Origin of the sequence: Curtobacterium sp. MCBD17_032 (genome assembly GCF_003234855.1) — a bacterium.
Taxonomy (GTDB): domain Bacteria; phylum Actinomycetota; class Actinomycetes; order Actinomycetales; family Microbacteriaceae; genus Curtobacterium.
Window position 1 is genome coordinate 27,225 of the sequence record NZ_QKTO01000007.1, and the last position, 12,601, is coordinate 39,825.

The following is a 12,601-nucleotide window of genomic DNA, read 5'->3' on the forward strand; positions in this document are numbered from 1 at the left end:
GGTGCGCTCGATGGTTCCCCGTACGCAGAACCCCGATCCTCTGGCGGGAAGCAGCGGCGTGGTGGTGCTCGCCCATGTCCTCCGACAACGGCACGGGTCGCTCAAGTCCACTCAGCTGCGTCTCCACGATGTCTCCTCAGTTCTGCGGACACTTGCGAATGATCGTTCCGTCCTCGAAGAGCTCGGGATGTGGACCGGCTCCGTGCCTCCTGGACCGAGAGTCCCGAGCGTTCCGTCTTCGCCTTGTCCAGCGCAGCCTTCGTCTCCGGCCACGTCGACCCACGGAAGTTCGCGCCAGTTCACCACACGTCTCCACAGGGGCAACCTGGCGCGCTCCCGCTGCAGGTCGCTGGTGGCAGGATGTGGCCATGGACACCGAACCGCAGCTGGACGGCGACTCCGTCGCGAACGACCTCGACGACTTCGACGAGGTCGTCGAGATCGAGCACGAGTCGCTGCCCTCGGACCGGTACTTCGACCGTGAGCTCAGCTGGCTCCGCTTCAACCAGCGCGTGCTCGAGCTCGGCGAGGACCGGACGCAGCCGCTGCTCGAGCGGGCGAACTTCCTCGCGATCTTCGCGTCGAACCTCGATGAGTTCTTCATGGTCCGCGTCGCCGGCCTGAAGCGCCGCATCGACACCGGCATCGCGGTCCCCACCAACGTCGGCCGCGCGCCGAGCGACGTCCTCCGCGACATCGCGATGAAGGCGCACGAGCTGCAGGAACGGCACGCCAACGCCTTCATCGGGTCGCTCAAGCCCGACCTCGACGCCGCCGGCATCCACGTCGAGCACTGGTCCGACCTCGGCGAAGACGACCGCCTGCGGATGCGTGAGTACTTCAGCGAGCAGATCTTCCCGGTGCTCATGCCGCTCGCGGTCGACCCGGCACACCCGTTCCCCTACATCTCGGGTCTGTCGCTCAACCTGGCGGTCCGGGTGCGGAACCCGAAGTCGCAGCGGCAGGAGTTCGCGCGCCTCAAGGTGCCGCAGAACTACCCGCGCTTCATCAAGCTCCCGGACGACAACTCGGGGCGGCTGCGCTTCATCCCCCTCGAAGACCTCATCGCGAACCACCTGCCGGACCTGTTCCCGGGCATGGAGGTCCTCGAGCACCACGTGTTCCGGATCACCCGCAACGAGGACGTCGAGATCGAGGAGGACGAGGCCGAGAACCTCATCCAGGCACTCGAGCGAGAGCTCCTCCGCCGTCGCTTCGGTCCGCCGATCCGGCTCGAGATCACCGAGGACATGGACCCGGTGACGCTCGACCTCCTGGTGCGCGAACTCGACATCACCGAGCAGGAGGTCTACCGCCTGCCGTCGCCGCTCGACCTCGGCGGGCTGTTCGAGATCGCCAAGATCGCCCGTCCCGACCTGCACTACCCGCGCCACGTCCCGACGACCCCGGTGCAGTTCCAGCCGGGCGAACCGAACACGAAGCCCGACCTGTTCCGCGCGATCGCCGCGCGCGACGTCCTGGTCCACCACCCGTACGAGTCCTTCGCGACCAGCGTGCAGGCGTTCCTCGAGCAGGCCGCAGCAGACCCGAACGTCCTCGCGATCAAGCAGACGCTGTACCGCACGTCGGGCGACTCGCCCATCGTCGAGGCCCTCATCGACGCCGCAGCTGCCGGTAAGCAGGTCCTCGCCCTGGTCGAGATCAAGGCGCGCTTCGACGAGCAGAACAACATCACGTGGGCCCGCAAGCTCGAGAAGGCCGGCGTGCACGTCGTCTACGGCCTGGTCGGGCTGAAGACGCACTCCAAGCTGGTGCTCGTCATCCGGCAGGAGGGCGGGACGCTCAAGCACTACAGCCACATCGGCACGGGCAACTACAACCCGAAGACCTCGCGGATCTACGAGGACATGGGCCTCTTCACCGCGGACGACACGGTGGGCAAGGACCTGACGCGCCTGTTCAACGAGCTGTCCGGCTACGCGATCGAGAAGAAGTTCAAGCGCCTCCTCGTCGCGCCGTTGCACCTGCGGAAGGGCCTGGTGAAGCGCATCCAGACCGAGGCGCAGAACGCCCGCGAGGGGAAGCCCTCGGGCATCCGCATCAAGGTCAACTCGATGGTCGACGAGCAGATCATCGACGCGCTGTACCTCGCGAGCCAGGCCGGTGTCCCCGTCGACGTCTGGGTCCGCGGGATCTGTTCGCTGAAGCCGGGACTCGAAGGGGTCAGCGAGACCATCCGGGTCCGGAGCATCGTGGGGCGGTACCTGGAGCACTCCCGGGCCTTCGCGTTCCACAACGACGGCGACCCGGTGGTGTTCATCGGCAGCGCGGACATGATGCACCGCAACCTCGACCGGCGCGTCGAGGCCCTCGTGCGGCTGACCGCTCCCGCGCACATCGACGAGGTCCAGGGGATGTTCGACCTGGCGATGGCCGAGACCACCAGCTCGTGGCACCTCGAGAGCGACGGTGAGTGGACCCGCCGCTCGACGGACGAGGACGGTCGGCCGCTCGACGACGCCCAGAACGTGCAGATGCGGACCATCTCGGCCCGGAAGCGCTCGACGCGGTGAGTGGCGGTCGAATGGGCCCGGTCATCGCGGCCGGGGCGGTCGTGTGGCGCGAGCAGGACGGCGTCCCGTTCGTGCTCCTCATCCACCGCGAGCACCACAAGGACGTCTCGTTCCCCAAGGGCAAGGCCGACCCGGGCGAGAGCGTGCCCGAGGCGGCCGTCCGCGAGATCGACGAGGAGACCGGGTACCGCGTGCACCTCGGCGCTCCCCTCGGCCGTGCCGAGTACGTCCTGCCCAGCGGGCGCGACAAGGTCGTGCACTACTGGTCGGCGCGGGTGAGCCGGAAGGAGTTCGAACGGGCGGGAGCGTTCCGTCCGAACGACGAGGTCGCCGCGGTCGAGTGGGTCTCGATCGACGATGCTCGCGCACGGCTCACCTACGAGCGGGACGTTGCGATCCTCGAGCGCTTCGCCGAGCGAGCGGCAGCGGGCGAGCACGACACCTTCGCGCTGATCGCCCTCCGGCACGCCAAGACGGTCCCGGGTTCGGACTGGGACGGACCCGACGCGACCCGCCCCCTCCTGCCGATCGGCCGGGCGCAGGCGAAGTCCGTGGCGGCACCGGTCGCGGCGTTCGGCCCGAAGAAGATCGTCAGCAGCACCGCGGCCCGGTGCCTGGCGACCGTCGAGCCGCTGTCGAGCAGGACGAAGCTCGGCGTGTCGGACACCTCGGACATCAGCCAGGACGCCCACGAACGCGGCACCGCTGACGTGAAGGGCGTCGTGCGGAAACGCCTCGACAAGGCCAAGTCCACGGTGTTGTGCTCGCACGGGCCCGTGCTGCCGGACATCATCTCCCGGATCGCGCGCGACACCGCCGACGACCGGTCACGCTTCGACCTCCGCCGCGCCGCCTCGCTCGCGGTCGGGGACTTCGCCGTCATGCACATCGCCGGTCGCAAGCTCGTCGCGGTCGAGACGCACCGCAACACCGTCAGCGCCTGACGCCCACCCGCAGCCCGGCCGCTCCACCCGGGGCGACCTGGCGTCCCGGCGGCCTGACGGCGGACCACCGGTTCGCCAGCACCACGCACAGTCGGGCCTCGGGACGGATCCCGACGAACGTGACCGCCCCTGATCCGTGACGGCCCCACCGCGTCCCCCCGGGCCTCCCGGGTCTGCGGGGCCTGCGGGCCTCCCGGGTCTGCGGGGCCTGCTGGCCTCCCGGGTCTGCGGGGCCTGCTGGCCTCCCGCGGGCTTCCCGCGCGCCCGCCAGCCGCAGGGCAGCGTGCCCCAGATCCTGCCCCCGCGCGCCGTCCGTGTCCGCCGACCCGCACCGAGTGAACGCCGCGTTCACCTGCCGTTCACCAGGGGGCGTCATCCCGGTCACCTCTCGTCCCTACAGTCGCTCCCGGGTCAGCACCGGCCCGGGGACCACACAGCGGTCCCACTGCACTCACATCCCGAAGGGACCCCTGTGAACATCAAGCGAATCGGCTCGGTCGCGGCAATCGCGATCGCCGGCGCCGTCGTGCTCTCCTCCTGCGCGGCGAACGAGGACACCGCGGGCAGCGACACCTCGTCGTCCGCCGCCTCCTCGGGTGTCGACTACTCGAAGCTCTCCGGCACCCTGACCGGCTCGGGCTCCTCCGCGCAGCAGACCGCCGAGGCCACCTGGGCCGCCGGCTTCCAGGAGCAGGCATCCGGCGTCACGGTGAACTACACGCCCGACGGCTCCGGTGCCGGGCGCGAGAACTTCATGTCCGGTGCCGCTGACTTCGCCGGCTCCGACGCCGCGCTGAAGGAAGAGGAGCTCTCCGGCGAGTTCGAGAACTGCGCCGCGGACGCCAAGGGCATCGACATCCCCGTCTACATCTCCCCGATCGCGATCGCCTACAAGGTCGACGGCGTCTCGGACCTCACCCTCGACGCGAAGAGCATCGCGGGCATCTTCTCCGGCAAGATCACCAAGTGGAACGACGACGAGATCGCCGCGCTGAACGACGGTGTCGACCTGCCGGACTCGAACATCACGGTCGTCCACCGTTCGGACGACTCGGGCACCACGCAGAACTTCTCCGAGTACGTCGCGGCGAACGCCCCCGACGTCTGGACCGAAGAGCCCAGCCAGACCTTCCCGTTCCAGGTCGGCGACAGCGCGAAGGGCACCTCGGGTGTGGCCTCGGCCATGCAGGGCGCCTCGAACGCCATCACCTACATCGACGACTCCGGCGCCGGTGACCTCGACAAGGCGAAGCTGATGGTCGGCGACAAGGCCACCGAGCTCTCCGCCGAGGGTGCTGCGCAGGTCGTGGCCGACTCCGACGTGGCCTCGGGCCGCGAGGAGAACGACCTCGCCATCGACATCGACCGCAAGGACACCGCTGACGGCGCCTGGCCGCTCGTGCTCGTCTCCTACGCCATCGCGTGCCAGGAGTACGAGGACAAGGACAAGGCCGACCTCGTGAAGGCGTACCTCGGCTACGTCGTGTCCGAGGACGCGCAGAAGGCCGCGGCGACGGAGGCCAAGTCGGCCGCCCTGTCGTCCGAGCTGTCGGAGAAGGCCGCCGCAGCGGTCGAGTCCATCAAGTAAGTCCCGCTCGCGCCCGGACGCCGGTCCCACCCACCTGACCGGCGTCCGGGCTCTCGCCCGTCCCGACGCGAGCCGCCTCCGCGCCCGTCGCGACCCCCACGATCCACCTCTCCCCCGAACCCTCGCGTCCACCCGGCGCGATCCTCCGACAGGAGCCCCATGACGACTGCACCGGTCCGAGACCAGGACACCGCCACCCCGTCGAAGCCCAAGGCCGTCGTGCGCATCGGCGACCGGGTGTTCTCCACCGCCTCCGTCGTGGCCGGCAGCCTCATCCTCTTCGTCCTCGCGCTCGTCGCGGCGTTCCTCATCTGGCAGAGCCTCCCTGCGTTCTCAGCGAAGGCCGGCGACCTGCCGAACGACGCCGCGAACTTCTGGGACTACGTCGGCCCGCTCGTCTTCGGCACGGTGTGGTCGGCGTTCCTGGCGCTCGTCATGGCCGTGCCGCTGTCGCTCGGCATCGCGCTCTTCATCTCGCACTACGCGCCGCGCCGCCTGGCACCGGTGCTCGGGTACGTCATCGACCTGCTGGCCGCGGTCCCGTCGGTCGTCTACGGCCTGTGGGGCATCGTGGTGCTGGCACGGTTCGTCCGGCCGTTCTACGAGTTCCTCAACGAGCACTTCGGCTGGATCCCGCTGTTCTCCGGTCAGGTCTCCGGGACCGGGCGCACCATCCTCACCGCGTCGATCGTCCTCGCGGTCATGGCGATCCCGATCATGACCGCGGTCATGCGCGAGATCTTCCTGCAGGCGCCGACCCTGAACGAGGAAGCGGCCCTGGCACTCGGCGCGACGCGCTGGGAGATGATCCGGATGTCGGTCCTGCCGTTCGCCAAGTCCGGCATCGTGTCCGCGATCATGCTCGGGCTCGGTCGTGCACTCGGCGAGACGATGGCGATCGCGCTGGTCCTGTCGGTGTCGACGAACATCACCTTCAACCTGATCGGGTCGCTCAACCCGTCGACCATCGCGGCGAACATCGCGCTGCAGTTCGCCGAGGCCTCGGGGACGGCGCTCAACGCCCTGGTCGCCTCCGGCCTGATCCTCTTCGTCATCACCCTGGTCATCAACATGCTCGCGCGGTACATCGTCCGCAAGCGAGTCTCCTGACGGGAAAGGTCGCACACCCGATGTCCCTCGCACTCCGTCAGCCCGCCGGCAACGTCTTCGCCAACGGGAAGCTCCACAAGTCCGTCCCGTGGCTTCTCCTCATCGGCAGCTGGGTCGTCCTCGGCCTGGTGTTCGCCCTGCTCGCCGCCAGCGGCGCCACGGAGGACTTCAACATCGTGGCCGCGGTCTTCCTCGGCACGGTCCTGTTCGACGTCCTCATCGTCGTCCTCTCCCGGATCGTCGAGGGCGGGCGGAAGGCCGTCGACCGGCTCATCACCTCGCTCGTCGTCACCGCCTTCGTGATCGCGGTGCTGCCGCTGATCTCCCTGCTCTACACGGTGCTCGCGAAGGGCCTGGCACGCTTCGACGCCCAGTACTTCTCGTACTCAATGCGCGGGGTCATCTCCGAGGGCGGCGGCGCGGTCCACGCCCTCGTCGGCACCCTGGAGATCACGCTCTTCGCAGCGCTCATCAGCGTGCCGATCGGCCTCCTGACCTCCATCTACCTGGTCGAGTACGGCAAGGGTCCGCTCGCCCGGGGCATCACGTTCTTCGTGGACGTCATGACGGGCATCCCGTCGATCGTCGCCGGCCTCTTCGCCTACTCGCTCTTCGCGTTGATCCTCGGCCCGGGCTCGCGCTTCGGCCTGGTGGGCTCGATCGCCCTCGCGGTGCTGATGATCCCGATCGTCGTGCGCTCCACCGAAGAGGTCCTGAAGATCGTGCCGATGGAGCTCCGCGAAGCCTCGTACGCGCTCGGAGTCCCGAAGTGGCTGACGATCGTGAAGGTCGTCCTGCCCACGAGCCTCGCCGGCATCACCACCGGTGTCATGCTCTCGATCGCCCGCGTCATCGGCGAGACCGCACCACTGCTCGTCACGGCCGGCTTCACCTCGAGCATGAACTACGACCTGTTCGGGGACCCGATGATGACGCTGCCGGTGTTCGCGTACACGCAGTACTCGCAGCAGGGCGCCAACCCGGTGCCGTTCGTCGACCGGGCCTGGACGGCAGCGCTGCTCCTCATCCTCATCGTGATGGTGCTGAACCTGCTCGCCCGCTTCATCACCCGCCTCTTCGCCCCGAAGCTCCCGCGCTAGCGCGGGACGCCTCCGAGAACCCGACTCCCCGCCCAGCGGTTCGACCACCCAACCCAGAAGGATCCACGTGTCCAAGCGCATCGAGGTCGACGGCCTCAACGTCTACTACTCGAAGTTCAAGGCCGTCGAGGGCGTCGACATGACGATCGAGCCCCGCACCGTCACCGCCTTCATCGGCCCGTCCGGCTGCGGCAAGTCGACCTTCCTCCGCACCCTCAACCGTATGCACGAGGTCATCCCCGGTGCGTACGTCGAGGGCTCGGTCAAGGTCGACGGTGACGACCTGTACGCCCCGGGCGTCGACCCGGTCATCGTCCGCCGTCAGGTCGGCATGGTCTTCCAGCGCCCGAACCCGTTCCCGACGATGTCCATCAAGGACAACGTGCTCGCCGGCGTGAAGCTCAACAACAAGCGGATCTCCCGCTCCGAGGCCGACGACATCGTCGAGCGCTCTCTGCAGGGCGCGAACCTGTGGAACGAGGTCAAGGACCGCCTCGAGAAGCCCGGCATGGGCCTGTCCGGCGGTCAGCAGCAGCGTCTCTGCATCGCCCGCGCGATCGCCGTGCAGCCGGACGTGCTGCTCATGGACGAGCCCTGCTCGGCGCTCGACCCGATCTCGACCCTGGCGATCGAGGACCTCATCGAGGAGCTGAAGAAGGAGTTCACGATCGTCATCGTGACCCACAACATGCAGCAGGCCTCGCGCGTCAGCGACAAGACCGCGTTCTTCAACATCGCCGGCACCGGTCAGCCCGGCCACCTCATCGAGTTCGACGACACGGCGACGATCTTCTCGAACCCGTCCGTGAAGTCGACCGAGGACTACGTCTCGGGTCGCTTCGGGTGACCGGCCGCCGGTCGGCCCGCTGACCACCAGCCGGGAGGCCCGGTGCACGTCCGCCACGGACGGCACCGGGCCTCCCGCCGTTCGCGGCGATCGTCCCGTCCGAACGAGACGCCCCCGTCTGCACGGGACGCCGCCCCGCGCCCCCACGGAAGACGCCCCCGTCTGCACGGGACGCCGCCCCACGCGCCCAGAACACGCCCCGTCTGCAGAAGACACCTCGATCCGAGCGAAACGCCGCCGGATCCGGCGGCGTCTCACCCGCCCGGGGGCGTCTCGCGCGCACGCGGGCGTCCCGCGCGCACGCCGGCGTCCCGCGCGCACGCCGGCGTCCCGCGCACGCGGGCGTCCCGCGCACGCGGGCGTCCCGCGCCCGCGGGCGTCTCGCGCCCGCGGGCGTCCCGCGCGCACGCCGGCGTCCCGAGCGGGCGGGCGCGTCTCGGCCGCCACGACGAACGGGAGGCTCCCCACCAGCTGGTGGGGAGCCTCCCGTTCGTCGTGGGAACCGCCCGGCGGCTCAGGCCTCCGACGTGGGCACGGCCACGACCGGCTCGGAGGTCGGCTGGTCCGAGCCGCTCGCCGGCTCGACCGTGATGCCGATGGTGTCCCCCGCGCCCATGGTGCCGCGGAGCACGGCGGACCGGACCCCGCCGTCGACGTCGTGCATGAGGCCCGCTGCCTCGATGGTGCCACCGGACTCCGGCGAACCGATGTACCAGAGCTCGTACGTCTTGCCCTTCGGCGCCGCCTTGACGCCATCGAGGATGACCGCGGAGCGCCCGAGCTGCCCGGACCAGACGACCGTGGCTGTACCGCCGCCCTTGACCTTCGCGGAACTGCGCTGGAAGTCCGGCGCGGCGTAGATCTGGTCGAGGCCGGAGGCGGCCTGCGTGGTCGCGGGGGCGCCGCCGTCGTCCGAGAAGACCGACGGGCCGACGCCGAGTCCGATGCCGAGGAAGACGACGGCCACGGCAGCGGCTGCGCCCAGGGCGGCCGCAGGGCGCTGGAACCAGCGTGCGCGGGCCTTCGTCGCGGCGCGACCGGTGCCGGGGGCGAGGTCGGTGACGGGCGCGGGCCGGGCCTCCTGGACCGGTTCGACCGGACGCTCGTCGGCCGGTGCTTCCGCATCGAGCGCGGGCAGCTGCGGTGTCTGGGCGATCTTCGCCATGAGCGAGGCCTTGAGGTCGGCGCGGGGCTCGACCGGCGAGACGGCGTAGGCGAGGGCCAAGGCGGTCTCCCGCAGCGAGTCGGCCTCGAGTCGGAGTTCGGGAGAGGTGCGGAGGGCCTGCTCCACCGAGCGGCGTTCCTCGTCGCTGAGCGCGTCGAGGGCGTGGGAGCCGGTCATCAGCTCCGGGTCGTCGTGTCGTCCGGTCATGCTTCCACCCCCATCTCGTCGCGGAGTCGGATCATCCCGTCGCGGAGACGGGTCTTGACGGTGCCGATCGGCACCCCGAGCTTCTCGGCCATCTCGCTGTGCGAGAAGCCGCCGTAGTAGGCGAGCTGCACCGCCTGCCGCTGGAACTCGGTGAGTCGGGAGAGCGCCCGGCTGACGCGTTCGTGCTCGAGTCGGATCTCGACGGACTCGGAAACGGAGTCGAAGTCCGTCTCGAAGTCGCGGATGCCGATCTTCGTGTCGCGGTCGCGGGAGGACTGCGATGCCCGGACCCGGTCGACCGCTCGGCGGTGTGCCATCGTCAGCACCCAGCTGGCGGCGCTGCCGCGGGCCTGGTCGAAGCGCGTGGCTTGCTGCCAGACCTCGAGGAAGACCTCCTGCGTGACCTCCTCCGACTGCGCCCGGTCCTTGAGGAGCCGCGTCACGAGTCCGAGGACCCGGCCGGACAGCTCGTCGTACAGGTCGGAGAACGCGGCCTGGTCGCCGGTCGCGACCCGACTGAGCAGGTCGTCCGCCGACACCGGCACGGGAGCGGCGGGAGTCCAACCATCGATGTCGCCTTCCACGAGAGTGAGCATTGCAGGTTTTCCTCCTTCCCGTGTGGACGGCGTCCTCCGCGCGCACTGGACAGTGCGCTCGGCGACGGCGGTCGAGGTGGTCATCAGCTGGGTCCCGTTCGGATCGGGTCGCGGCAGCGGGGGCTGCGCGGTGGTGCGGTGTCGGTGTGACGAGGCCCCGCGCGACCCACAGGGAATTGACCCGGGAGCGGGCCCGGGTCGCACGGGGACCTCGTGTGTCCGTCCGAGGACGGTCACGCTGATGATTCGGCGCCCTCGCGTCGACGGTTTGGGTGAGGATCACTTCGGATCCACGCCGCGGTCTGCGGACGGTCGTCCGCGTACCGGACCGCGCGCCGAGCTGTCCACGGCGCGCGCGGTCGCGGATCTGTCCCCCCAGAGTGAACACCTGGGTACGGACGACGAGGCGTCTCGTACACTTGACCATGCCGGGCCGCAGCAAGCCCCGGGCTCCAATATTCGCCGCTCCGAGCGGCCTCGCGCCGAGAGGCGCTTCTGCGGCCCGGTCTTCTCATGTCCGGCGGCGGACGTGTCCGGGCGTGCTCGACCCTCGGGCGGCCACAGTCGCTGGCGCCGACGACGAGCGGCCGAGTGGTGGTCTGCCCGCGCCGCCGGGCGGCCTACCCCGCCGTGCGGTGGTCCCGGCCGTCGGGAGCCTGCTCACCGTCGGGAGCCTGCTCACCGTCGGGTGGTCTGCTCACCGTCAGGTGGTCTGCCCGCCGCCGGGTGGTCCGCCCGCCGTCGAGTGGTCTGCCCGCCGTCGGACGGTCCCAGCCGTCGGGTGGTCTTCTACTCAGTCCAGGCTGTCACGACGCCACAGCGCCGCAGCGGCGGACAGGTCCTCGGCCAGCTCGGCGAGACGGTACGCGCGCGTCGTCAGCGCCGACGCCCGCTCCGCCGCCGTCCGGTCCGAGTCGTCCGCGACGGAGGTCGCCCCGGCTGCCGTCAACCGGGCGAACGCCGCGCCGCGCTCGAGCGCGACCGCGAAGTCACCCGTGTACAGCCCGTGCAGGATCCGGTCGGACAGGGTGAGGATCTCTGCCGGTCCGGTCGGCTCCTCGGCGCCCGCGACGGCCTGGTCGATCGTGCCGATGAGCTGCGTCCCGCGCTCGAAGAGGTAGGCGATCTCCTCGGGGGCCTGTCGGATGACGGTCCGCACCAGGTAGATGCGCCAGAGCGCTCCGGGCAGGGTGTGCGCGCCGACGCGGGCCCAGAGTTCGGCGATCGCGTCGATGCCGTGCACGTCCGTGTAGGTCACCAGCCGCTCGACGACGGCGGGGTCCGGGTCCTCGCGCACGCGGTGGAGCAACGCGTTCGCCGTGTCGTGCGCGACGCGGTTGACCAACGCCGGGTCCTCACCACCCTGGATGGCGGCGAACTCGGCGTCGGTGAACTGGACGGGACGGTGGTGTTCACGAGGCACCGCGACAGTGTAGGCGCTGCTCTCTTCGGTACCCTTGGTCGCGAGGGCCTCTAGCTCAGTCGGTAGAGCACCGGACTTTTAATCCGAGGGTCGTGGGTTCGAGCCCCACGGGGCCCACCTCTCCGATCGGATGCAGTGCCCGCAACGGCTGGTCCGGGCACCTCCCCGGCCGAGTCCGTAGGATCCACACGTGCTCAGGCAGGACAACCGTGATGCGCGCACCGGAACTCGGCGCGGACGTGGCTCCAGACGTGGTGGGCGGGATCGCCGACCTGTGGTGCCCCTCCTCCTGATGGCGCTCGGCGTCACGGCGTTCCTCGTGCTCCTCCCGTCCATCTCGGATGCTTGTCCGGCGACGGGAACGCCCGCAACCACGCAGGCCCAGCGAGCGGTGTCGGTGGGCTCTCGTGTCCTCATCATCGGCGACTCCTACACAGCGGGACGCGGCTCGACGGATCGGCACACCGGCTGGGCGCAGATGCTCTCGGCCAGCAGCGGCTGGGACAGCACGATCGACGGCCGTCCCGGCACCGGGTACGTCAATCTCGGCTCGACCGGCTCGACGCAGAACACTTACCTGCAACGCGTCCTCGCGAGCAAGGACGAGGACCCCGACCTGGTGATCGTGCAGGGCAGCCAGAACGACTGGATCGTGAGCGGGGCCGAGCTCCGCCCGAGAGTGGAAGCAACCCTCCGGCAGGCCGTCCGCCAGTGGCCACGCGCGCTGATCGTCGCCATCGGCCCGTCCGCACCACAACCGCGCGCCCAGACCACCGTCGAGATCGACGCGGCGGTCTCCGAGGGTGCTCGAACAGCCGGGGTCCCGTACATCGACCCGAACCAGGAGAGGTGGTTCACGTCCGCCAACAGTCGCGTGTACACGGCTGCCGACGGGGAACACGTCAACGACGACGGACACCGCTACCTCGCTCGTCGGATCGACTCCGCGATCCGCGGGTTGGGCACGACCGAAGCCTCGGAGTGCCGCGCCTCGTGACGGCGGGCGTCCGCGCTGCGGTGAGGCGAGCACGGGACGTGGAGGATCGGTACCGCACCGCCGATGGGAGCCGATCCGGTCATGCGGTCC

General features: G+C 70.0%; 10 protein-coding genes and 1 tRNA gene. 8 read left to right on the top strand and 3 right to left on the bottom strand.

Annotated features, from left to right (window positions below):
* Positions 1-368: 368 nt before the first annotated feature.
* The 6 genes from DEI91_RS10905 to pstB all read left to right on the top strand — a co-directional run bounded on the left by DEI91_RS10905 (position 369) and on the right by pstB (position 8,123).
* Positions 369-2,534, top strand: a complete 2,166-nt coding sequence (locus DEI91_RS10905) for an RNA degradosome polyphosphate kinase (RefSeq protein ID WP_110891090.1) — start codon at positions 369-371, stop codon at positions 2,532-2,534.
* A gap of 11 nt (positions 2,535-2,545) precedes the next feature.
* Positions 2,546-3,478 (top strand): NUDIX domain-containing protein, encoded by a 933-nt coding sequence (locus tag DEI91_RS10910; protein ID WP_111052329.1) that lies wholly within the window; start codon positions 2,546-2,548, stop codon positions 3,476-3,478.
* A 472-nt stretch (positions 3,479-3,950) separates the two neighbouring features.
* Positions 3,951-5,066: a phosphate ABC transporter substrate-binding protein PstS gene (locus DEI91_RS10915; protein ID WP_111052330.1), complete on the top strand. Its 1,116-nt coding sequence runs from the start codon at positions 3,951-3,953 to the stop codon at positions 5,064-5,066.
* Positions 5,067-5,225: 159 nt separating this feature from the next.
* Positions 5,226-6,176, top strand: a complete 951-nt coding sequence (gene pstC / locus DEI91_RS10920; protein WP_110824137.1) for a phosphate ABC transporter permease subunit PstC — start codon at positions 5,226-5,228, stop codon at positions 6,174-6,176.
* A 20-nt stretch (positions 6,177-6,196) separates the two neighbouring features.
* Positions 6,197-7,276, top strand: a complete 1,080-nt coding sequence (pstA, locus tag DEI91_RS10925) for a phosphate ABC transporter permease PstA (protein WP_111052331.1) — start codon at positions 6,197-6,199, stop codon at positions 7,274-7,276.
* Between the two features lie 67 nt (positions 7,277-7,343).
* Positions 7,344-8,123, top strand: coding sequence for a phosphate ABC transporter ATP-binding protein PstB (gene pstB / locus DEI91_RS10930; RefSeq protein ID WP_111052332.1), 780 nt, complete (start codon positions 7,344-7,346; stop codon positions 8,121-8,123).
* Between the two features lie 514 nt (positions 8,124-8,637).
* On the opposite strand, the gene DEI91_RS10935 is transcribed toward pstB, so the two are convergent.
* From DEI91_RS10935 to DEI91_RS10945, 3 genes are all read right to left on the bottom strand, one after another.
* Positions 8,638-9,495, bottom strand: coding sequence for an anti-sigma factor domain-containing protein (locus tag DEI91_RS10935; RefSeq protein ID WP_111052333.1), 858 nt, complete (start codon positions 9,493-9,495; stop codon positions 8,638-8,640).
* On the bottom strand, positions 9,492-10,091 hold the full coding sequence (gene sigK, locus DEI91_RS10940; RefSeq protein WP_111052334.1) for an ECF RNA polymerase sigma factor SigK: 600 nt from the start codon (positions 10,089-10,091) through the stop codon (positions 9,492-9,494). Before sigK ends, DEI91_RS10935 begins: the two co-directional genes overlap by 4 nt.
* A gap of 793 nt (positions 10,092-10,884) precedes the next feature.
* The gene (locus DEI91_RS10945; protein WP_111052335.1) at positions 10,885-11,514 is read right to left on the bottom strand and encodes a DNA-directed RNA polymerase subunit beta; all 630 of its coding nucleotides are present in this window, start codon (positions 11,512-11,514) and stop codon (positions 10,885-10,887) included.
* 44 nt (positions 11,515-11,558) lie between these two features.
* On the opposite strand from DEI91_RS10945, the gene DEI91_RS10950 reads away from it, so the two are divergent.
* Together DEI91_RS10950 and DEI91_RS10955 are read left to right on the top strand one after the other, a co-directional pair.
* Positions 11,559-11,631, top strand: a tRNA-Lys gene (locus DEI91_RS10950).
* Between the two features lie 157 nt (positions 11,632-11,788).
* Positions 11,789-12,511 carry an SGNH/GDSL hydrolase family protein gene (locus DEI91_RS10955; protein WP_111052336.1) on the top strand — a complete coding sequence of 241 codons (723 nt, stop codon included), beginning with the start codon at positions 11,789-11,791 and terminating at the stop codon, positions 12,509-12,511.
* Positions 12,512-12,601 lie beyond the last annotated feature (90 nt).

What these genes read in the sequence shown, in the direction of transcription:
- DEI91_RS10905 (WP_110891090.1), top strand. Translation starts at nt 369, where the DNA reads ATGGACACCGAACCGCAGCTGGACGGCGACTCCGTCGCGAACGACCTC.
- DEI91_RS10910 (WP_111052329.1), top strand. Translation starts at nt 2,546, where the DNA reads ATGGGCCCGGTCATCGCGGCCGGGGCGGTCGTGTGGCGCGAGCAGGAC.
- pstC (WP_110824137.1), top strand. Translation starts at nt 5,226, where the DNA reads ATGACGACTGCACCGGTCCGAGACCAGGACACCGCCACCCCGTCGAAG.
- pstA (WP_111052331.1), top strand. Translation starts at nt 6,197, where the DNA reads ATGTCCCTCGCACTCCGTCAGCCCGCCGGCAACGTCTTCGCCAACGGG.
- DEI91_RS10935 (WP_111052333.1), bottom strand. Translation starts at nt 9,495, where the DNA reads ATGACCGGACGACACGACGACCCGGAGCTGATGACCGGCTCCCACGCC.
- sigK (WP_111052334.1), bottom strand. Translation starts at nt 10,091, where the DNA reads ATGCTCACTCTCGTGGAAGGCGACATCGATGGTTGGACTCCCGCCGCT.